Genomic DNA, 20,597 nt, shown 5'->3' with positions numbered 1-20,597 from the left:
ACTTGGCGCCCGCACCGCCTCTCCCCACCCCTCATGGAGGTTCGCCGGATGCTCGGATCGAGAAGATCCCGCCGCAGATTCACCACCGCCCTGGCCGGACTCGGGCTGCTCGTCACCTCGGCAGCCTTGCAGGTCAGCACCAGCGCCACCCCCGCCCATGCGGCCACCACGCACCGGATCCTGTTCGACAACGCCCACGCCGAGACGGCCGGCAACGCGGACTGGATCGTCTCCACCAGCCAGCCCGACCCGCTCGGCGAGGACTCCTCCCCGTCCGCCGAGACGGACTGGACCGGCGCCCTGTCCTCCTGGGGCGTAGCCCTGCAGAAGACCGGCAGCTACAGCCTGAAGACGCTGCCGTCGGGCTCCAGCCTCAGCTACGGCGGCTCGTCGACCACCGACCTGTCGAACTTCGACACGCTGGTCCTGCCCGAGCCGAACACGCTGTTCACGACCGCCGAGAAGACGGCGATCATGAACTTCGTGAAGAACGGCGGCGGCCTGTTCATGATCTCCGACCACACCGGCGCCGACCGCAACAACGACGGCGAGGACGCGGTCGAGATCCTGAACGACCTGATGACGAACAACAGCGTCGACTCCACCGACCCGTTCGGCTTCTCGATCGACTCGCTGAGCATCAGCTCCGACCACCCGTCGGCGATCAGCGACAGCAGCGACCCGGTCCTGCACGGCTCCTTCGGCACCGTCACCAAGAGCCTGATCGCCAGCGGCACGACCGCCACGCTCAAGCCCGCCGACAACTCCTCCGCCAAGGGCCTGCTCTACCGCACCGGTTACTCCGGCAACACCGGCGCCTTCTTCCTGACGTCCACCTTCGGCAGCGGCCGCGTCGCCTTCTGGGGCGACAGCTCGCCGATCGACGACGGCACCGGCCAGTCCGGCAACACCCTGTACGACGGTTGGAACGACTCGAGTGCCACCAACGCGGCCCTCGCCCTCAACGCCACGGCCTGGCTGGCCGGTTCCGGCAGCAGCAGCGGTGGGGGCGGTGGCGGCACCGGCACCTGCACCGCGGCCCAGCTCCTCGGCAACAACGGCTTCGAGTCCGGCAACTCCACCTGGAGCGCCACCAGCGGCGTCATCACCAACACCACTGGTGAGTCCGCCCGTTCCGGCTCGTACTACGCCTGGCTCGACGGCAACGGAGCCGCCACCACCGACACCCTCTCCCAGTCGGTGACCATCCCGTCGGCCTGCACGAGTGCCACGCTCAGCTTCTCTCTCCACGTCGACACCGCGGAGACCACGACCAGCACGGCCTACGACACCCTGAAGGTCCAGGTCCTCAACAGCTCCGGCACCGTGCTCGGCACCCTGGCGACGTACTCGAACCTCAACGCCGCCTCCGGCTACACCCAGCGCAGCTTCGACCTGAGCAGCTACGCCGGGCAGACCGTCACCCTGAAGTTCACCGGCACCGAGGGCTCCAAGCTCCAGACGTCGTTCGTCGTCGACGACACCGCGCTCAACGTCGGCTGAGCCGTGCGGGGGCGGGCCGCCGGGCCCGCCCCCGTCACCTCAGGCGGCCGGGACCGTCCGCTCCGGGGTGTTCCAGCCGGAGACCCGCACACCCGGCGCCGAGCCGTGCAGTTCGGCGGTCCGGTAGGTGGCGGTCAGCGTCACCGACTCGCCCGGCCAGAGACCGACCTCGTTGTCCGACCATCGCACCGGCAGCACCGGCTTCCCGTGCGCGTCGACCAGGTGGACGTCCGTGAACAAGGACGGCGTCCTGCCGCTGCCCGTGTTGCGCACGGTCACCGTCGTGGTCGACGTACCGCCGGACGACTCGGTCGACGCCGTCGCCGACACCGGCACCTGGGCCATGGAGCCGAGCCCCTTCAGATCGGCGTAGCCGGTCGTCGGCGTGTGGTACCAGTCGGTGTGCGCCCAGTCGAGCGTGTCGGCCCTGGTGGAGAGCCAGTACACGTTCCGGCTCACCTCCTTGCCGTCCGCATCGCTCAGGGTCAGCCGGAGCAGGTACGTGCTCGACAGTCCGCCCACCGACGACGGCAGGGTGAGTGCGGTGCGGTGTGCGCCGTCCCCGTTCACCGCCACCCCGGTGACGGTCCTGTCGTACTTCTGGGTGCCGTCGGGGTTGAACAGCGTGGCCCGCGCGGTGAGTCCGCCGACGGGGGTGTGCCGGTTGTTCACGACGACGACCGAGCGGTTGTCGTAGGAGTACTGGATGTGCAGCGGCTCGTTCGCCTTCTTCGCGCCGAAGTAGGCGCCGCCCTGGTCCAGATAGCGGTCGGTCAGCTGCCAGTGCAGGGACGTCCAGCCGCTGTTGAACATCCAGTAGATCACCCCGGTCGCGGGCTTGCCGGCGTCCGTCGCGTTGCGCTCGTAGGCCTCGTACTGGGCGCGGACGTTCTCGTACTGGGCCAGCTGTGCCTTGCGCACGTAGTCGGTGAGGCTCGTCGGGGCGCCGTAGCGGCCGGTGAGGGCGGCGTCGTAGATCTTGAGGGTGCCGAAGACGGCCGAGGGCGAGCGGTGGTACTGCTGGGCGTCCGGGTTCTTCCACAGTGTGTCGAGCTCGGCGGGTTTCATCATCCGGCGCAGGGTGTCGAGGGTCGGGATGTCGGGGCCCGCGCTGGTCTCGGAGTTGAAGCCGGTGGCCCCGCCCTCGCGTTTGGCGTACCAGTAGCCCGGCGGGACCCAGTCGTAGGGCCCGGACATCTTCAAGCCCGAACTGCCCAGCCGGGGCGAGGAGCTGTCGGAGGCCGAGGAGACCACGGGGGTGGGCCAGTCGGCGGCCTTCAGGGCGCCCAGGTAGGTCTTCTCGATCCTCGCGTCGGGCGCGAAGTCGCTGCCGATCAGGAAGGAGATCACGCTCGGGTGGTCGCGCAGCCGGGCGGCCTCGGCGGCCATGGACGCCTTCGCGACCGGGTAGTCGGCGTCGGTCCACTTGTCCACGGTCTCCTTGCCGTTGACGTTGCCCTCCCACTTGTCGCAGCACTCCCAGCCCGGCAGCGTGAGCACGCCGTAGCGGTCGGCGAGGTCGAAGAACTCGTCCGGCTCGATGTGGCCCTCCAGGCGGATGGTGTTCAGCCCGAGGTCGAGGGCGTACTTCAGCCGGTCCGCCACATAGCCGGGGTCCCAGCGCAGGAACTCGTCCGGGGACCAGCCGCCGCCCTTGATCAGCAGCCTGCGGCCGTTGATCCGGTACTGGCGGGCGCCGTCGGAGTTCAGGGGCGCCCGCACGTCGCGGATGCCGAAGCTCTCATGGGCGGTGTCCGAGGCCGTACCGGACACGGACGCGGTGAGGTCGAGGCCGTACAGCGGCTGCCCGCCCAGGCCGGCCGGCCACCACACCTGCGGGTCGCTGAGATGCAGGCCGGGGACGTCGGCGGGGGAGAAGGTGACGGTCTTCCTCTCGTGCGCGGCGAGCGGCACGGACCTGGTGAAGCCCGTCCGGCCGATGCTGCCGGTGACCTGGGCCGTGACCGCCGTGCCGGTGTCGTTGCGGGCCTCGGCTCTGACGGTCAGGTCGGCGGTGGCGAGCGACGGCACCGCCAGCTTGGTCAGCACGTGCGCGTCGTGCAGGGTCACCGGGCCGTCCCGGTGGACCAGGACGTCACGGACGATGCCCATGTTCCGGTCGGGCGGCGGCTGGAGCCAGTCGATCCAGCCCATGGTCAGGTTCTTGTTCGGGTCGTTGGGCCGGATCCGGAAGGCGACCGTGTTCCTGCCGGACCTCACCAGCGAGGTGATGTCCAGCTCGTGGTGGGTGTAGGCGCCGGTCACGTCCGCGGCCTTCGCCGCCTGCCTGCCGTTGACGTAGACGTCGGCCGCCGAGACGACACCGCTGAAGTCGAGCCGGGTACGGCGGGAGGTGTCCTCGAGCGTGAAGTCGGAGCGGTACCACCAGGGCACCTCGAAGTCCGCCCTCGGGATCTTCTTCTGGTCGGTGGAGTGGAACGGATCGGCGTACCGGCCGTCGGCCAGGAGAGCGGCCAGGACCGTGGAGCGGGGGCCCGCCGGGTACCAGCCGGCCGCCGGATAGCCGGGGGAGGAGACGGCCGCCGCGGAGTCGGTCACCTTCGCCGTGGACTGGATCGCGTACCCGGCGAGCGGGGTCGCGGAGCCCGCGGCGGACGGGACACGAGTGACCGTCGTCCGTTCGTGCGGCGCCGGGTTCCGGTCCCGGGATCCGGCCCAGGCGCTGGTGGTGAGCGTGCCGAGCAGGCCCAGGAGCGCGGCCGCGGTGGCGAGCCGGTGTCCGGAGGCGGGGCGAGGGAACACGATGGTCTCCAGCCTCGTAAAGTTAGGAAACTTTACTAACTCGCCTCAAGGTAGGGGGCCGTGCGGGCCGTGTCAACGACCATGGCCGCCACGGAGCTTGGCGTCGGGCGCGCACAGGTCATCCGCGCACAGGTCGGCCCTCGCCCGTCCTGCGTTCGAACACCAGGTCCCGCGCCGTGCCCAGCGCCGTCGCCACCGCCCCCAGTAGTACCGCGTCCTCGCCGAGCCGGCTCGGGGCGATCCGCGGCCGCAGCGGGGTCAGGGTGCGCAGCTGCTCGCCCACCGGCCGCAGCAGCAGGTCCACGCTGTGGCCGACCCCGCCGCCGAGCACGACGAGGTCCGGGTCGAGCACCGCGGCCGCGGCTGCCACGGTGTGCGCGATCCGCTCGCCCTCCAGCTCCACCGCCCGCACCGCGGCCGGGTTGCCCTGCCGGGCCGCGTCGAACACGGCCTTCGCGGTCAGCTGTCCGCTCATCCCGAACTGCCGGGCGGCCTCCACCACGGCCACCCCCGACACCGCGTCCTCCAGCCGCTCCGGCTTCTGCCGCCCCGGCCAGGGCAGGAACCCGATCTCCCCGGCCAGCCCGTGCGCCCCCGTGAACAGCCGCCCCTCGCTCACGACGCCCATACCGAGGCCGGTGCCGATGAGGATGTACGCGAAGAGCCGGCTGCCGGCGCCGACACCGTAGGTGTACTCGCCGAGCGCTGCCAGGTTGGCGTCGTTGTGCACCTCCAGCGGGACGCCCAGTTCCTCGCGCATCCGGTCGAACAGCCCCGCGCGGCCCCACCCCGGCAGGTGCATCGCGTACCGCACCCGCCGCTGCTTCTCGTCGTACACCCCCGGTGTGCCCACCACCCCGTGCACCACCTCGGCCGGGTCCACACCCGAGTTGCCGATCACCTGGCGCGCGGTGCCCACGACCAGGTCGGCCATGGCCGCGGACGCGCGGGCCCGGTTGCGCACGTCGGACCGGGCGACCACCGTGCCGTCCAGATCGACCACCGCCACCCTGAGCCAGCCGCGGCCGATGTCCACGCCGAGTGCGTACCCGGCGGCCGGGTCCGGGGCGTACAGCACGGCGGTGCGCCCCCGTTCGGGGGCGTGGGTGCCGACCTCGTGGACCAGTCCGGCCGCCTCCAGCGAGGCCAGCGCGCTGGACACCGTGGGCTTCGACAGGCCCGTCTCACGGGCCAGTTGGGCACGCGAGGCGGCGCCGAGGCCGCGCAGCCGGTCCAGCAGCAGCCGCTCGTTGGTGCTGCGCAGGCGCCGACGGCTCCAGGGCTGGTCCTGCTGCGCTACGACGTCACGGGCGGCCATCGCACCATTCTCATGCATTCCCGTCGCATACTTGACGCCTCTAGTAAGGCTCCTTAACTTTATCGGCCAGTCAGCCCGGCCGGGCCGCTCGCCGCCGAGTCCGCGGTCCGTGCGCCCGTCGCGTCAGGAGTCCCCATGTCCGGTAGTCCGCCACCTGCGGGTGGTTTCGTCCGCCGTGTCGGCCTGTTCCAGGCCACGGCCATCAACATGAGCCAGATGTGCGGCATCGGCCCGTTCGTGACGATCCCGCTGATGGTCGCCGCGTTCGGCGGCCCCCAGGCGGTCATCGGATTCGTCGCGGGCGCCGTGCTGGCGCTGTGCGACGGGCTGGTGTGGGCCGAGCTGGGCGCCGCCCTGCCCGGCTCCGGCGGCAGTTACGTCTATCTCCGCCAGGCCTTCCAGTACCGCACCGGCCGTCTGATGCCGTTCCTGTTCGTGTGGACGGCGATGCTCTTCATCCCGCTGATCATGTCCACCGGCGTCGTCGGCTTCGTCCAGTACCTGGGCTATCTAGCCCCCGGTCTCGGCAGGACCTCGGGTGACCTGACCGGCCTCGGTGTCATCGCGCTGGTCGTGCTCCTGCTGTGGCGCGGCATCGAGCACATCGCCCGCATCACCGCCGTGATGTGGGCGGTGATGATCGCCTCGGTCCTCCTGGTGATCGTCGCCGCGGCCACCGACTTCAGCCCCCACCTGGCCTTCACCTACCCCGCCCGGGCCTTCGACCTGACGAGCAGCCACTTCTGGCCCGGCTTCGCCGCGGGCCTGACCATCGGCATCTACGACTACCTGGGCTACAACACCACCGCCTACATGGGCGCCGAGATCAAGGACCCCGGCCGGACCCTGCCGCGCTCCATCCTCTTCTCGATCCTCGGCATCATGGCGATCTACCTGCTGCTCCAGATCGGCACCCTCGGCGTCGTCGACTGGCACCGCATGAGCGACCCGCACGACATCGCCTCCACCTCCGTGGCCTCCGCCGTGCTGGAGAAGACCTGGGGCAAGGGCGCCGCCGACACGGTCACCGTCCTCATCCTGATCACGGCCTTCGCCTCGGTCTTCACCGGCCTGCTCGGCGGCTCCCGCGTCCCCTACGACGCCGCCCGCGACCGGGTCTTCTTCCGCCCCTACGAGAAACTGCACCCGAGGCACCGCTTCCCGACGCTGGGCCTGGCGACCATGGGCGTCATCACCGCGATCGGCTTCCTGATCGGCCGGCACACCGACCTCGCCACCCTGATCCAGCTGCTCACCACCGTGATGGTGATCGTCCAGGCGCTCGCCCAGATCCTCGCGCTCACGGTTCTGCGCAGGCGGCAGCCGGCCCTGCGCCGCCCGTACCGCATGTGGCTGTACCCGCTGCCCGGCATCGTCGCCTTCGCCGGCTGGTGCGTGATCTACGGGTACGCCGACAGGAACTCCCCGGGGCGCCACCCCATCGAGTGGTCCCTGGCCTGGCTCGCCCTCGGCTGCGCGGCCTTCTGGGTCTGGGCGCGGCTGGAGAAGGTGTGGCCGTTCGGGGCGAAGGAGATCGCCGAGGAGTACACCGCCCTTGAAGTGGGCTAGAATCAAGACCAGTTGTGCAGGCCTCCCCGGTCCGGACCCCGAGTCCGCCGGGGAGGCTTCATTTATGACCGAAACATTTCTGCCGGACGTGATCGTCCGTCCCGCCACTCCCGAGGACCGGCCCACCGTGGAACGGCTGTGGCCGATGTTCCGCCACGACCTGTCCGAGTTCCGGGGCGCACTGCCCGCTCCCGACGGCACCTTCCGCAGCGAGTGGGTCGCCTCCGCCTTCACCGAGCCCGGCTGGGCGCCGTACCTGATGACCTGCGGTGATCGCCCCGTCGGCTTCGCGTTCGTGCGCGGCCTCGACCGCCCCGTGCGGGTGCTCAACAGCTTCTTCGTCGTACGCGGCGCCCGCCGGCAGGGGGTCGGACTGCAGGCCGTGCGGGAGGTGCTGCTCCGGCATCCCGGGCCCTGGGAGATCGCGTTCCAGCACGACAACCCGGCCGCCGTGCGCTTCTGGCCGCGCGTGGCCCGGGAACTGGCAGGGGATGCCTGGACCCGTGAGCTCCGGCCGGTGCCCGACCGGCCGGAGGTGCCCCCGGACCTGTGGATCTCGTTCGCGGTGCGGGCCCGGGCCTGACGTCCGCCGGGACGGGTCAGCCCGCCTGCGGAGTGCCGGACGGCTGCTGTGCCGGCTCCGTCACCGGGCGTCGTCCACCCAGGACCTCAGCTGCCCGTCCGGCTGCAGGACGACGTGCAGGCCGTTGTTCTGGCCGTAGGCGGCACGGCCGTTGGCCACCAGGGTGTCGAGCCAGACGCCGCTCGCGGAGACGTCGGCCACGTAGTGGTTGGTGCTGATCCGGTAGACCTTCGCCGTGGAGGCGCCGTCGGCCAGCGTCGCCGAGGCGACGAGGACAGGCTTGCCTGCGGGCTTCGGCCGGGGCTTCGGCTTGGCTTGCTCGACCCAGGAGGTGACCTTGCCGTTCGGGTGCAGGGTGACGTGCAGGCCGTTGTTCGTGCCGTGCGCGGGCTTGCCCTGGGTGACGAGGGTCCCGAACTGTGCGCCCTTGGCCCAGATCTCCGCCTCGTAGCGGTGCTTGCCGGTCTTGTAGACCTTCGCCACGGAGACCTTGTCCGCGAGCCGCACCGTCTTGATGGGGGCACGCTTGGCCTTGCCGTGGGCCCAGGCGTGGGCGGCGGGAGCGGTCGGCGCGGCGGTGGCGGCGAAGGCGCCGGTGGCCGACGCGCCCAGGGCGGCGGCGACGCCGGTGGCGACGAGGGTGGTGCGCAGGGTGCGAAGTGCACGCATCGGTGAGCTGTCCTTCGTTCGGGTTCGTTCGTCGTGTCTTCGACGCTACGGACCGTGCATCAAGGTCGCCCATCCGTCGTGTAACAGATATTTGTAGCGTTCCGCTCGAATCGTCGAATTATTCGCCTCTCAACAATTGAATCGACGGGGAATCCTGCCGTCTCGCCTCGGTTTCCGAGGGGGCCTGGCAGGGGGAGGCCGGTCCGCCCGGGCGGACCGGCCTCGCATTCTTCGTGGCCTTCACTTTCTTCAGGTGGTCCTCCTTACCTCGTGACCTGTCTCTATGGCTTGGGGACGCTCTTCGCCGCCGTACCGGCGCACATCAGCCCGAGGACGATGGCCAGCGCGCCGATGATGATGTTGTTGAGGATCACGCCGGTGTCCGGGCTGCTGCCCACGACCCACGGCGCGATGATCATCCAGACACCCATGGCACACATGGCCCAGCTAAGGCCGTACATCCGCGCGGGAGCCGTGGTGAATCCCAGCGCCAGCAGGCCTATCGCGATGCCCACGATCAGGTTGTGGGTCACCAGCGCCGGCTGGCTCGTCGTGTAGTGCAGGATCCACGGGGACGCCGAGCAGTACAGGCCGAGCAGGAACACCGGCCCGTCCACGAGCGCCACATCACGACCGCCGAGCATGCGGGCGTAGCGTGCCCGCATTTCGGAGACATCGGGGTGGGTCGCCATGTCACCCCTGTGCGAGACGTTGGCCATGTTTCGTCTCCTTTGTGACTTCCAGGCCAGACCGCGTCTGGTGCGGTGTGCGGTAAGCGCCGCCTTCCCAGTTTGCTCTTATTCGTCCTTTATGTGTAGAGGTCGGCGCATCGAACGCGGAACACCTGCTGGGTGACATGTCCGCGCCGATCCCGGGCAGTCGGAGACGTACGGGATGTGCATCCCGTTCGGCTGTGAACGCTGGAGGTGACCCGCCGTCATGGGTGCGAGGGTGCTGGAGCGGTTCCCTGCGGGAGCCCCGCGTGGATCATGGCCCGCGGAGGAGTACGCGGCCGCCCGTCGCGCGGAGGGTGAGCCCGCGACCGTGGTCATGGACCTGATGTCCGACACGTTCCTCGTCGTGGTCGAGGGGCCGGAGGAGGACGGGCGGCCCTGACCCCTGTCACACCTGTATGAATTCAACGGTCCGCGATACGGGACCGGTCGGGTTCTCCTTGACGGCCCTGGTGAGCGGCTGCCACGATCGACGGCATGACGATGCGACTGGACCTCACGCGGCGACGCCATGTCGACCTCGCACGCGTCTCCAGCGCCTCCTGTTGCGCCGCGGCCTGATCGCCCGACTCGCCTTCCGATCCGCCGCGTTTCTCCCCCCTTCCGGTACCGCCTGAATGCTCCGGCGTTCGGCGCGTACTGAATTCGGCGTACCCGAAAGCCTCGCCGAGTCATTCCGCAACGGGAGTTCCGCGTGCCCGCACCCGCTCGTCCGTCGCCCGACCACCACCCCTCGACCAGGCGCTTCGCGCCGCACCCGGCCGCCCGTCACGGCCTGCTCTGATCGGAGACCCCACGTGCCCCTCACCTTCCACTGGTTCCTGCCCACCAACGGTGACAGCCGGCACGTCGTCGGCGGCGGTCACGGCACCCCAGCCACCGCCTCCGGCCGGGACCGGCCGCCGACGGTGGCCTATCTGAGCCAGATCGCCCGGGCCGCCGAGGATCTGGGGTTCGTCGGCGCGCTCACCCCGACCGGGGCCTGGTGCGAGGACGCGTGGCTGACCACCGCCATGGTCAGCCAGAACTCCGAGCGGCTGAAGTTCCTGGTCGCCTTCCGGCCCGGCTTCGTCTCGCCGACGCTCGCCGCGCAGATGGCGTCCACCTTCCAGCGGCAGACCGGCGGACGGCTGCTGCTGAACGTGGTCACCGGCGGCGAGAGCCAGGAGCAGCGGGCCTACGGCGACTTCCTCGACAAGGACGACCGTTACCGCCGCACCGGAGAATTCCTGCACATCGTCCGGGACTTGTGGGAGGGCAAGAGCGTCGACCTGCACGGGCAGCACCTCCAGGTGGAGGACGCGAAGCTGAGCCGGGTGCCCGATCCGGTGCCCGAGGTGTACTTCGGCGGCTCCTCGCCCATCGCTCAAGAGATCGCCGCCCGGTACGTCGACGTGTACCTGACCTGGGGAGAACCGCCCGCGCAGGTCGCCGGGAAAATCGCCCGGCTCAGGGCACTGGCCGCAGGGCACGGCCGTACCCTGCGCTTCGGCATCCGGCTGCACGTCATCACCCGGGACACCTCCGAGCAGGCCTGGGCCGAGGCGAACCGCCTGCTCGACGGCTTCGACGCGGAGACCGTACGGTCCGTCCAGGAGGGCCTGGCCCGCAGCGAGTCCGAGGGCCAGCAGCGCATGCTCGCCCTGCACGGCGGCAGCCGCGACGGCCTGGAGATCCACCCCAACCTCTGGGCCGGCATCGGCCTGGTGCGCGGCGGCGCCGGCACGGCCCTGGTCGGCAGCCACGACGAGGTCGCCGAGCGGATCAAGGAGTACCACGCCCTCGGCATCGACGAGTTCGTGCTCTCCGGCTATCCGCACCTGGAGGAGGCGTACTGGTTCGGCGAGGGCGTACTGCCCCGGCTGGCTGCGCAGGGGCTGTGGCGGCACCCCGACGGTGAGACGGCCGCGTCCTCGGCCCAGGTGCCGTTCGCGAGCTGAGCGGCAACTCGGCCTGGCAGACTGCGGGTTCATGACACGAGAACCGCTGGATGTGGGGGCGTCCGTCACCCTCGGGCTGCTGGCCGCCTGGGCCGTGCACGACGCCGAGGAAGTGGTCATGGTGCCGCGGTGGGTGCGGGCGCGAGTCCCGGAGCTGCGCAAGAGGTTTCCCCGGGTGCCGGAGAGGGCGTGGCGGCAACTGGAGGCAGTGGACGGACGCGAGTTCACCACCGCCGTCGGCGCGATGGCCGTCGTGGTCGCGGCTGCCGCCGCCGAAGGACACCGGACCGGCGGACGCTCCGCCGTCTACCGGACCGCGCTCAACGCCTTCGGCCTGCACGGCGTGGTGCACCTGGCCCAGGCGGCCGCGTTCCGCGGGTACACGCCGGGCTCCGTGACCACCCCGCTGGTCGTCCTTCCGTTCACGCTCTGGGCCCGCGGTCGCCTGCGCCGGGCCGGGGTCCTCGGCCCCACCCGCCCACGCGACGCACTCCACGGCTTTGCCTTCGCCGCGGCCGCCACGGCGGGCACGCACGCGCTGGCGCGCCGTGTTGCGCGCTGTTGGTGAGGGGGGCAGGGTTTTCGGTTCGCGGGTTGTGCTGGTGGTTGTGTCGTTGGTGCTCTGGGCTGGTGGTTGCCTGGGTTGGGTCGGGGTTCACTGTGCCGCCGGGGTGCGGGACGGGTTCTGGGGCGTTGGCTTCGCTGCGGTTGCCGTGGTGGGGGCGCATGTGTTGGGGCGCTGTTGGTGAGGGGGGCAGGGTTTTCGGTTCACGAGCTGTGCGGGTGGTTGTGTCGTTGGTGCTCTGGGCTGGTGGTTGCCTGGGTTGGGTCGGGGTTCACTGTGCCGCCGGGGTGCGGGACGGGTTCTGGGGCGTTGGCTTCGCTGTGGCTGCTGCGGTGGGGACGCATGTGCTGGCGTGCTGCTGGTGAGGGGGGGCAGGGTTTTCGGTTCGCGGGTTGTGCGGGTGGTTGTGTCGTTGGTGCTCTGAGCCCGCGGTCGCCTGCGCCGGGCCGGGGTCCTCGGCCCCACCCGCCCACGCGACGCACTCCAGGGCCTTGCCTTCGCCGCGGCCGCCACGGCGGGCACGCACGCGCTGGCGCGCCGTGTAGCCCATCGCCGCTGATCGCTGCACCGGCTTGCGGTTCACGCGCCGCTCGCGCCCTCGGCCAGTGCCCGCAGGTGGGCCCGGCGGGTCTCGGGCGTCTGCCCCTGCACCAGCAGGAACAGGCCCTCGCGGGCCAGCCGTTGGGCGCGGCTGGTCAGGGCCATCGCGCGGCCGCCGCCGGCCACCACCGCCGCGGTGGTGGCCGCACCCAGCACCTCGAACGCCTGCGCCCGTGCGGCCAGCCGCTCCTCGGCCCGCTCGTGCGGCACCGGGTGGTCGGCCAGGGCGTAGGCGCGGCGGCGGACATCGGCGAGGCGGGCGCGGAGCGGGCCGGCCGGCTCCTCGTCCAGCAGGGCCAGCGCGGCCTCGGCGATGCCGAAGACCGCCGGGTTGGCATTCAGCGTCCTGGCCCGGTCGCCGGGCGCCCACCGCTCGTACGGCGTCCGCAGGGCCACCGCCTCGTCGGGCACCCGCAGGCCGGCCAGCTCCAGCGACACCGTGCGGGCGGCGGTGAGGGCCGCGAGGCGCAGCGGGGCCGAGGCCCGCATCCCCGGCTGGTCGCGTGCCTCGACGAAGGCGAACAGCACCTCGTCCGCGTCGGTCACCCCGGCGAGCAGCATCACGTCGTTCAGACCCCACCCGGTGTACCAGGGGACGGTCCCGTCGAACCGCCACCCGTCGCCCGCCCGCCGGACCCGCACCGGGACGCGCGGATGCGAGCGCAGGTGCGCGTACGCCACCCCGGACAGCTGCTCACCGCGCGACAGCGGGCCCAACAGCCGTTCCCGCACGGACAGTTCGCTCTGCGCCAGGGTCTGCACCGGCGTGTGGTGCTGCGTCTGCACGAACCACGTCGAGCAGCACGCCCCGGCCAGGATCTCCGCGGTCTGTCGCAGCACGGCCGGCGGCGCGCCGGAGCCGCCGTACTCGACGGGTGCCACCACGCCCAGCAGCCCGGACCGCTTCACCGCCTCGATGTGGCTCGCGGGGACGCCCTCCTGGTCCACCCGCTCGGCCTCGGGGACGAGCAGTTCGGCGGCGAGCCGCCGGGCGCGGGTGACGAGCGGATGTGCGGTGTCGGTCATGCGGGAGATTCTTCCGAAGATCGCCGCCGATTTTTTCTTCCGGATCGGTGGGGCGGGGTGTCGATCCGGGCTTCGGCCGTTCGTGTAGGAGGTGACAGACACCCCCGACACCGGGAAGACGCCCGGGAGGAAGCCCAGGAGGACGTCATGAAGCACTACCTGCTCAGCGTGGTCCAGCCGACCGGGGGACAGCCCCCCGCCCCCGACGCGCTCGCCGAGATCATGCGCAACGTCGAGGCCTTCAACGACGAACTGCGCGCGGCCGGGGCCTGGGTCTTCGCCGGCGGACTGCACGGCCCGGAGACCGCCACCGTGCTCCGCCCCCAAGACGGCGACGTCCTCATCACCGACGGTCCCTACGCCGAGGGCAAGGAGTACCTGGGCGGGCTCTGCCTGATCCGGGCCGCCGACCTGGACGAGGCGCTGGAGTGGGGGCGCAAGGCCGCCCTGGCGACCACCCTCCCCATCGAGGTACGGCCGTTCGTGGACCGGCACTGATGGGCGAGGCGCCCGACATCGAGGCCGTCTTCCGCGCCGAGTACGGGCGCGCGGTCTCCGTCCTCGTCCGCTTCCTCGGTGACATCGGCCTCGCCGAGGAAGCGGTGCAGGACGCCTTCGCCACCGCTGTACGCACGTGGCCGGAGACCGGCATACCGCCGAGCCCGGCCGGCTGGATCATCACCACCGCACGCAACCGGGCCGTCGACCGGCTGCGCCGCGAGTCCTCCCGGGACGCCCGGCACGCCGAGGCCGCCCGGCTGTACGCGCCCGACGCAGCGCCCGAGGAGAGCCCCGTGCGCGACGACCGGCTCCGTCTGATCTTCACCTGCTGCCACCCCGCGCTCGCCCTCCAGTCCCGGGTCGCCCTCACCCTGCGCCTGCTCGGCGGCCTGAACACCTCCCAGATCGCCCGCGCCTTCCTGGTCCCCGAGCCGACCCTCGCCCAGCGCCTGGTGCGGGCCAAGGCCAAGATCCGCGACGCGGGCATCCCGTACCGCGTGCCGCGCGACGCCGATCTGCCGGACCGGCTCGGCGGCGTCCTCGCCGTCGTCTACCTGATCTTCAACGAGGGCTACACCGGCGATCCCGCCCTGTGCACGGAAGCCGTGCGCCTCGGCCGGCTGCTGGCCGAGCTGATGCCGGACGAACCCGAGGTCACCGGCCTGCTCGCGCTGATGCTGCTGATCGAGGCGCGCCGGCCGGCCCGGCAGGACGCGGACGGCGTCCTGGTGCCGCTGCCCGAGCAGGACCGCGCCCTGTGGGACCGCTCCCTGATCGCCGAGGGCCAAGGCCTGGTCCGCCGCTGCCTGCGCCGCGACCGGCCGGGTCCGTACCAGATCCAGGCCGCGATCAACGCCGTACACAGCGACGCACCGACCGCCGCCGCCACCGACTGGGGCCAGATCCTGCGCCTGTACGACCAGCTGACGGCCCTCGCCCCGACGCCGGTCGTCGCACTGAACCGGGCGGTCGCGGTGGCCGAGGTGGCGGGCCCGGCCAAGGCCCTGGACCTGGTCGACTCCCTCGACCTGCCCCGCTACCACGTTCTGCACGCCATCCGCGCCGACCTGCTGCGCCGCCTGGACCGGCCCGCCGAGGCCGCGGGCGAGTACGCGAGGGCCGCCGAACTGGCCGAGAGCGCAGCCGAGCGGGCGTATCTGGACCGGTGTCGACGGGACCTCGACCACCGGACGACGTGACCCTCGTCACCTCTGCCGACCGCCGGAATTTACTTGGGCACCTGAAAGGTTGGCATATACATCTGACTCTACGAGACCCTGGGCCCGGGCCGACCAGCCCGTGCACCACCAGCGAGGCACCCGTGAACCACTCCACGCCCGAGCAGCCCGCCGACGTCGTCGCCCGACTGCGCGCCACCTTCCGCACCGGCCGCACCAAGACCGTCGAGTGGCGCACCGGCCAGCTCCGGCGCCTGCGCACGATGCTCACGGAGAACGGCGCCGACCTCGCCGCCGCCCTCCACGCCGACCTGGGCAAGAGCAGCACCGAGGCCTACCGCACGGAAATCGACTTCACCATCCGGGAGATCGACCACACCCTCGACCACCTGGACGAGTGGCTGCGCCCGGAGTCCGCGCCCGTCCCGGCGCACCTCGGCGGTGACGCGACGGCCTGGACGCAGTACGACCCCCTCGGCGTCGTCCTCGTCATCGCCCCCTGGAACTATCCGGCCCAGCTGCTGCTTGCCCCCATGGTCGGCGCGCTGGCCTCGGGCAACGCGGTCGTGGCCAAGCCGAGCGAACTGGCCCCGGCCACTTCTGCCGCCCTGGCCAAGCTGATCCCCGCCCACCTCGACACCGACGCGGTCGCCGTGGTCGAGGGCGGTGTCCCGGAGACCACGGCCCTGCTGGCCGAGCGCTTCGACCACATCTTCTACACCGGCAACGGCACCGTCGGCCGCATCGTGATGCGCGCCGCCGCCGAGCACCTCACCCCGGTCGCCCTCGAACTGGGCGGCAAGTCCCCGGTGTTCGTCGACCGGGACACCGACGTCGACGTGGTCGCCGACCGGCTGGCGCGCGGCAAGTTCCTCAACGCCGGCCAGACCTGCGTCGCCCCCGACTACGTCCTCACCGACCCGGCGACCGCCGCCGCCCTGGAGGGCGCGCTGGTCCGCGCCGTCGAGGCCCTCTTCGGCACCGACCCGCAGGCCTCGCCGGAGTACGGCCGGATCGTCAACGAGCGCCACTTCGACCGGCTTTCCGCCCTGCTCGACTCCGGCCGGGTCGCGGTCGGCGGCGCCGGCGACCGCACGGTCAAGTACATCGCGCCGACCGTGCTCGCGGACGTCGACCCCGCCTCGCCCGTGATGCAGGAGGAGATCTTCGGCCCGATCCTGCCGATCGTCACCGTGCCCGGCCTGGACGAGGCGATCGCCTTCATCAACGACCGCGACAAGCCGCTCGCGCTGTACGTCTTCACCGAGTCCGAGGAGACCCGCGGGCGCATCGCCGCCGAAACCTCCTCCGGCGGACTCGGCTACGGCCTGCCGCTCGCCCATCTCACCGTCTCCGACCTGCCGTTCGGCGGCGTGGGGGAGAGTGGCATGGGCAGCTATCACGGGCGCTACTCGATCGAGACGTTCAGCCACCGCAAGGCCGTGCTGGCCAAGCCGATGAACTGAACTCCCTGGTGCCGGGGGCGGGATGTGCGAAACTCCGCCGATGACTGCTGAAACGATCACCGCGGACGCCTCCGGCACCTGGAACCTCGGCGGCCTGCCCGTCCACCGCATCGGCTTCGGCGCGATGCGGCTGACAGGCAGCGCCGCCTTCCACCTCGGCACCCCCAGCGACCGCGCCCGCTCGATCGCCGTCCTGCGCAGGGCCGTCGAACTCGGTGTGAACCACATCGACACGGCCGCCTTCTACTTCTCCGCCCTGCGTTCCGCCAACGAACTCATCAACACCGCCCTCGCGCCGTACGCCGACGACCTGGTCATCGCCACCAAGGTCGGCCCCTTCCGCGACTGCTCCGGTCAGTGGGCCACCTCGGCCCGGCCCGACCAACTGCGCGGGCACGTCGAGGAGAACCTGCGCCAGCTCGGCCGCGACCACCTCGACGTCGTCTATCTGCGCCGGATGCGCCAGGACTCCGTCGCCGAACACTTCGGCGCCCTCGCCGAGCTGCGCGAGGCGGGCCTGATCCGCCACCTCGGGATCTCCGCCGTCGCACCCCGGCACCTGGCCGAGGCGCTCGAGATCGCCCCTGTGGTGTCCGTGCAGAACCGGTACGCGGTGGACGCCCCGGATCCGGAGGCCGACGAACTGCTGCGGATGTGCGGGGAGCTGGGCATCGCCTTCGTACCGTTCTACGCGGTCGCCGGCGAGGGCGGCGAGCGCGGCGCCGCCGGGACGCAGCACGAGGACGAGGTGCTCGCCGTCGCCCGCGCGCACGGCGTGAGCCCCGCCCGGATCCGCATCGCCTGGACCCTGCACCAGGGCCCGCACGTCCTCGCCATCCCCGGCACCGGCAACCCCGACCATCTCGTCGAGAACGTCGCCGCGGGCGCGCTGCGACTCACCGACGAGGAACTGGCACGGCTCGACAAGGCGCGGACGCAGACAGGCTGAGCAGTCCTCGCCCTCACACGGTCCACACACCGTCCCGCATCAGATGCCGGCCGCGCAGTTCGTGCTCCTCGCGCCACGCCTGCATCGCGCGCGGCCGCACCTGGAAGTAGGCGTACGACGGGCTGTCCGTGCGCGGATCCCAGCCGGTCTTCGCCGCGAACGCGTCGGCGGCCGCCTCCGGCACGTCCGCCGCGCCGAAGGCCCGCACCTCGCCGTCGACGAGCACGACGTCGCGGGTGTGCCCGAGGGCCAGCCGGGTCCGGCCGCCGTCGCGCAGATTACGGCCCGTGGGGTTGGTGCCGCGGGTGGACAGCCAGAGCGACTTGCCGTCCCAGACGAACCACAGCGGCACGAGACACGGCAGCCCGTGCGCGTCCGCCGTGGCCACCCAGATGTCGACCTCCTGCTCCAGACGGGCCAGTACGTCGTGCTTGCGCTGCCCTGCGGTGCGGGCCGGTGCGGTGATCTTCATGCCCGGAACGCTACCGGCGGCCGCCGCACCGCACCTGAGGCCTTCGGCCTAGGTCCGCAGCCCTGGTACTCCCCGGCGCCGACTCGGCGCCGCGCTCCGTACGACCCGGTCGGCGGCCACCTTCTGGAACAGCCCGTAGGCGAGCACCGGCAGCAGGATCTGCGGGCGGTCGGGCAGGGCCGTCGTGATCAGCACGGCGCTCGCGCTGCTGTTGTTCATCCCGCAGGCCAGCGTCACCGAGGCGCCGGCCCGCGCGTCCAGCCGCAGGAGCCGCGCGGTGAGGCCGCCCACGGTGAAGGACAGGCCGCACACGGTGGCGGCCACGGCGAGCGCGGCCACGAGCAGGACCGGACGCGGATGCCGCAGGAACGGGCCCAGGACCCCGCTGGCATTGAGGTACGTCAGCAGGAGCGAGCCCAGCAGCGCCGTCGGCACCACCGCGCCGAGCAGCCGGTCGCGGGCGCCCGCAGGCAGCGCGAGCCGGCCCAGCAGGCCGAGTCCGCAGGGCAGGACCACCGAAGTGAGCGCGAAGGAGTTCCCGGCGGCCGAGGCGGTGGCGGCCAGCCGGCCCGCGTAGGAACCGTGCAGCAGCGGGCCCAGCGTGGCCAGTGTCAGGGGCACCGTCAGCGGGCTGACCAGGGTGGAGGCGAGGACCATTCCTACGGCCGTGGGCTGGTCCCCCTCGCCTCTGGCGGTCCACACCGTCGCCCCGGCCGCCACCGGCATGGCGACGACCAGGATCATCGCGGTCACCATGCCGCTGCCGCCGTCCTGGTCCGGCGACTGCCGCAGCGCGAGCGCGACCCCGGGCACGATCAGCAGCGGCGCCAGGACGTGCAGCGCGAGTCCGGCGAGCAGCGCGGCCGGACGGCGCACCAGGAGCCCCAGCTCCCGCAGCGGAACCTGCAGCCCCGCGCTGAACAGGACCAGCGCCAGCAGAAGCTGCGGCAGGGCGAGCCGCAGTTCAGCGAGGCCGGCGAAGTCGGCCGTATGGGGGTGCCGCAGCCACAGTCCCGGGCCGGGCAGCAGCGCGGCGGCGGCGTACGTCACGGCCACGGCCCGGCCGAGACGGTGCCTGAGCAGGCCGTGGACCTGGTGCGCGGACGGCACCGAGGGGTGAGGGAACAGGGCGCGCATGGGGGAGGGGCTCTTCCGTCGTCGGGGCGGGGCTGAGACGGAAGGTGCGTATCGCGAAGACGTGCGCCGCGTGGGACAGACAGGAGCCGTCGAGGGAAGGCAGCGGGCGGTTTCCACACAGCCGTTCGGACATCGTCGGCGGCCCCTTTCATAATGGGCGTGCGGGCGCACGGCCGAAGGACGGCACCCGGCTGACTACAATCGTGTAGACGGTCTTCCGAACTGTAGACGAAGACGGGGTGAGGAACGTTCCCATGACCGACGACAAGGACGAACGCCGGCCGGCCGGCGAACTCGAAGCGAGCGTCATGGCCGCTCTCTGGGCCGCCGGCGCGCCCCAGACGGCCGGCCAGGTCCAGCTGAGCCTCGGCGCGGACCTCGCGCGTACGACGGTGACCACGATCCTCACCCGCCTGCACGACAAGGGCATGGTCGAGCGGCAGCGCCAGGGCCGTGGCTACGCCTACTTCCCCCTCCAGGACGCCCAGGGCCTCACCGCCCGCCGGATGCACACCGAACTCGACCGGGACAGCGACCGCGAGACCGTCCTCGCCCGCTTCGTCGCCCAGCTCAGCCCCGACGACGAGCGCATCCTGCGGGACCTGCTCGAATCCGACGCCTGATGACCGCACTGCTCCTGCTGCCGCTGCTGCTGCCGTTCGCGCTCCCGGCACTGGCCCGGCGGGCCCTCGCCCGGCTCGCCCCGGCGGCCGCGCTGTGGGCGGTCACCGGCTGTGCGGTCGTCCTCGCGGGCTGCTCGCTGGCCGCGCTCGGCGCGTTCGTCCTGACCGGCCTGCTCAAACTGCCGCTGTTCGCCGCCCTCGGCGAACTGGTCCACCCGCTGCACACCGCCTCCGACCTCGTCGTCCTGCCCGCCGCCGCGACCTCCGTCGGCGCCCTCGCCGTGTGCGGCTGGACCCTCGTCCGCTCGGTCCTGCACCAGACCCGCGCCTTCCGGGCCGCCCGCACCGAAGCCGGGCGCGGACCCGTCGCGGGCGACCTGTGCGTGGTGGACTCGCCGCGTCCCGACGCGTACGCGCTGCCCGGCCGCCCGCACCGCATCGTCGTCACCACCGCCATGCTGCGCAGCCTCGACGGCCCCGAGCGGGAGGCGCTGTTCGCGCACGAGCGGGCGCACAACGAAGGCGGCCACCACTACTTCCTCGCCGCCGCCGAACTCGCGGCCCACTGCCACCCCGCCCTGCGCCCGGTCCGCGAGACGATCCGCCTCGCCGTCGAGCGCGCCGCCGACGAGGCCGCCGCCGCCAGCGTCGGCGACCGGCGCCTGACCGCCCGGGCCATCGCCCGGGCCGCCCTGGCCGGCCAGGCCGCCCGCTCCGAGCGCCCCGACTTCGCCGCCGCCGCGACGACGGGCCCGGTACCGCAGCGCGTCCAGGCCCTCCTGGCCGCACCCCGCGCCCCCCACCGGGCCGGCCGCCGCATCGCCGCCCTCCTGCTCGCCTGCACCGTCGTCTCCTGTGTCGCTTCCGTGACCGGGATGGCCGACTTCCACCACCGCGTCGAGGTCGCCCAGGGCGACGAGAGGCCCTGACCGGCGCCGCCGGGACAGCACGGGCCCGGACCCGCGCGAACCCACACCCGCGAGCGCCGAAACGCCCCTCAC

Annotated in this window: 20 protein-coding genes; 13 read left to right on the top strand and 7 right to left on the bottom strand. The window is 72.1% G+C overall.

Going from position 1 to position 20,597, the window contains the following annotated elements:
- Positions 1 to 48 precede the first annotated feature (48 nt).
- Positions 49 to 1,503, top strand: coding sequence for a M6 family metallopeptidase (locus AQI88_RS15550; RefSeq protein ID WP_066998475.1), 1,455 nt, complete (start codon positions 49 to 51; stop codon positions 1,501 to 1,503).
- A gap of 39 nt (positions 1,504 to 1,542) precedes the next feature.
- Here AQI88_RS15550 and AQI88_RS15545 read toward each other — a convergent pair whose 3' ends face one another.
- Together AQI88_RS15545 and AQI88_RS15540 are read right to left on the bottom strand one after the other, a co-directional pair.
- Entirely contained in the window at positions 1,543 to 4,266 is a 2,724-nt protein-coding gene (locus AQI88_RS15545; RefSeq protein ID WP_066998472.1) for a glycoside hydrolase family 2 protein, read from the bottom strand.
- A 118-nt stretch (positions 4,267 to 4,384) separates the two neighbouring features.
- Positions 4,385 to 5,584: an ROK family transcriptional regulator gene (locus AQI88_RS15540; RefSeq protein ID WP_066998469.1), complete on the bottom strand. Its 1,200-nt coding sequence runs from the start codon at positions 5,582 to 5,584 to the stop codon at positions 4,385 to 4,387.
- 135 nt (positions 5,585 to 5,719) lie between these two features.
- Between AQI88_RS15540 and AQI88_RS15535 the strand changes: the two genes are divergently transcribed.
- Positions 5,720 to 7,153: an APC family permease gene (locus AQI88_RS15535; protein ID WP_107118569.1), complete on the top strand. Its 1,434-nt coding sequence runs from the start codon at positions 5,720 to 5,722 to the stop codon at positions 7,151 to 7,153.
- A gap of 79 nt (positions 7,154 to 7,232) precedes the next feature.
- Entirely contained in the window at positions 7,233 to 7,736 is a 504-nt protein-coding gene (locus AQI88_RS15530) for a GNAT family N-acetyltransferase (protein WP_208615808.1), read from the top strand.
- A gap of 60 nt (positions 7,737 to 7,796) precedes the next feature.
- Here the strand turns inward: AQI88_RS15530 and AQI88_RS15525 are convergent, their stop codons facing one another.
- The gene (locus tag AQI88_RS15525; RefSeq protein WP_066998465.1) at positions 7,797 to 8,405 is read right to left on the bottom strand and encodes a hypothetical protein; all 609 of its coding nucleotides are present in this window, start codon (positions 8,403 to 8,405) and stop codon (positions 7,797 to 7,799) included.
- Between the two features lie 281 nt (positions 8,406 to 8,686).
- The gene (locus AQI88_RS15520; protein WP_066998463.1) at positions 8,687 to 9,124 is read right to left on the bottom strand and encodes an SPW repeat protein; all 438 of its coding nucleotides are present in this window, start codon (positions 9,122 to 9,124) and stop codon (positions 8,687 to 8,689) included.
- Positions 9,125 to 9,344: 220 nt separating this feature from the next.
- On the opposite strand from AQI88_RS15520, the gene AQI88_RS46625 reads away from it, so the two are divergent.
- The 4 genes from AQI88_RS46625 (at position 9,345) to AQI88_RS15510 (ending at position 11,647) form a co-directional block, all read left to right on the top strand.
- Entirely contained in the window at positions 9,345 to 9,521 is a 177-nt protein-coding gene (locus AQI88_RS46625) for a hypothetical protein (RefSeq protein WP_167357459.1), read from the top strand.
- 95 nt (positions 9,522 to 9,616) lie between these two features.
- On the top strand, positions 9,617 to 9,700 hold the full coding sequence (locus AQI88_RS49075) for a putative leader peptide (protein WP_356032329.1): 84 nt from the start codon (positions 9,617 to 9,619) through the stop codon (positions 9,698 to 9,700).
- A 236-nt stretch (positions 9,701 to 9,936) separates the two neighbouring features.
- Complete coding sequence (locus tag AQI88_RS15515; RefSeq protein ID WP_066998460.1) at positions 9,937 to 11,079, top strand: LLM class flavin-dependent oxidoreductase; 1,143 nt, start codon at positions 9,937 to 9,939, stop codon at positions 11,077 to 11,079.
- Between the two features lie 31 nt (positions 11,080 to 11,110).
- A complete protein-coding gene (locus AQI88_RS15510; RefSeq protein WP_066998457.1) occupies positions 11,111 to 11,647 on the top strand; it encodes an HXXEE domain-containing protein in 537 nt (178 codons plus the stop codon).
- A gap of 576 nt (positions 11,648 to 12,223) precedes the next feature.
- Here the strand turns inward: AQI88_RS15510 and AQI88_RS15505 are convergent.
- Positions 12,224 to 13,270 (bottom strand): acyl-CoA dehydrogenase family protein, encoded by a 1,047-nt coding sequence (locus AQI88_RS15505; RefSeq protein ID WP_066998454.1) that lies wholly within the window; start codon positions 13,268 to 13,270, stop codon positions 12,224 to 12,226.
- 147 nt (positions 13,271 to 13,417) lie between these two features.
- Between AQI88_RS15505 and AQI88_RS15500 the strand changes: the two genes are divergently transcribed.
- The 4 genes from AQI88_RS15500 to AQI88_RS15485 all read left to right on the top strand — a co-directional run bounded on the left by AQI88_RS15500 (position 13,418) and on the right by AQI88_RS15485 (position 17,364).
- On the top strand, positions 13,418 to 13,768 hold the full coding sequence (locus tag AQI88_RS15500) for a YciI family protein (RefSeq protein ID WP_066998449.1): 351 nt from the start codon (positions 13,418 to 13,420) through the stop codon (positions 13,766 to 13,768).
- Positions 13,768 to 14,970, top strand: coding sequence for an RNA polymerase sigma factor (locus AQI88_RS15495; protein WP_066998436.1), 1,203 nt, complete (start codon positions 13,768 to 13,770; stop codon positions 14,968 to 14,970). Before AQI88_RS15500 ends, AQI88_RS15495 begins: the two co-directional genes overlap by 1 nt.
- 122 nt (positions 14,971 to 15,092) lie before the next feature.
- Positions 15,093 to 16,415, top strand: a complete 1,323-nt coding sequence (locus AQI88_RS15490; protein ID WP_066998435.1) for an aldehyde dehydrogenase family protein — start codon at positions 15,093 to 15,095, stop codon at positions 16,413 to 16,415.
- A 40-nt stretch (positions 16,416 to 16,455) separates the two neighbouring features.
- Positions 16,456 to 17,364, top strand: coding sequence for an aldo/keto reductase (locus AQI88_RS15485; RefSeq protein WP_066998434.1), 909 nt, complete (start codon positions 16,456 to 16,458; stop codon positions 17,362 to 17,364).
- A 13-nt stretch (positions 17,365 to 17,377) separates the two neighbouring features.
- On the opposite strand, the gene AQI88_RS15480 is transcribed toward AQI88_RS15485, so the two are convergent.
- Together AQI88_RS15480 and AQI88_RS15475 are read right to left on the bottom strand one after the other, a co-directional pair.
- Positions 17,378 to 17,836, bottom strand: a complete 459-nt coding sequence (locus AQI88_RS15480; protein WP_066998432.1) for a pyridoxamine 5'-phosphate oxidase family protein — start codon at positions 17,834 to 17,836, stop codon at positions 17,378 to 17,380.
- 48 nt (positions 17,837 to 17,884) lie between these two features.
- Entirely contained in the window at positions 17,885 to 18,973 is a 1,089-nt protein-coding gene (locus AQI88_RS15475) for a bile acid:sodium symporter family protein (protein WP_066998430.1), read from the bottom strand.
- Between the two features lie 254 nt (positions 18,974 to 19,227).
- Here AQI88_RS15475 and AQI88_RS15470 point away from each other — a divergent pair, with 254 nt between their 5' ends.
- Positions 19,228 to 19,596 (top strand): BlaI/MecI/CopY family transcriptional regulator, encoded by a 369-nt coding sequence (locus AQI88_RS15470; protein WP_066998427.1) that lies wholly within the window; start codon positions 19,228 to 19,230, stop codon positions 19,594 to 19,596.
- Positions 19,596 to 20,525, top strand: coding sequence for a M48 family metalloprotease (locus tag AQI88_RS15465; RefSeq protein ID WP_066998425.1), 930 nt, complete (start codon positions 19,596 to 19,598; stop codon positions 20,523 to 20,525). The genes AQI88_RS15470 and AQI88_RS15465 overlap by 1 nt, the downstream gene beginning before the upstream one ends.
- Positions 20,526 to 20,597 lie beyond the last annotated feature (72 nt).

Source organism: Streptomyces cellostaticus (assembly GCF_001513965.1).
Classification (GTDB): domain Bacteria; phylum Actinomycetota; class Actinomycetes; order Streptomycetales; family Streptomycetaceae; genus Streptomyces; species Streptomyces cellostaticus.
The sequence above is the reverse complement of the archived record's forward strand: the minus strand, read 5'-3'. Positions and strand labels throughout refer to the sequence as shown.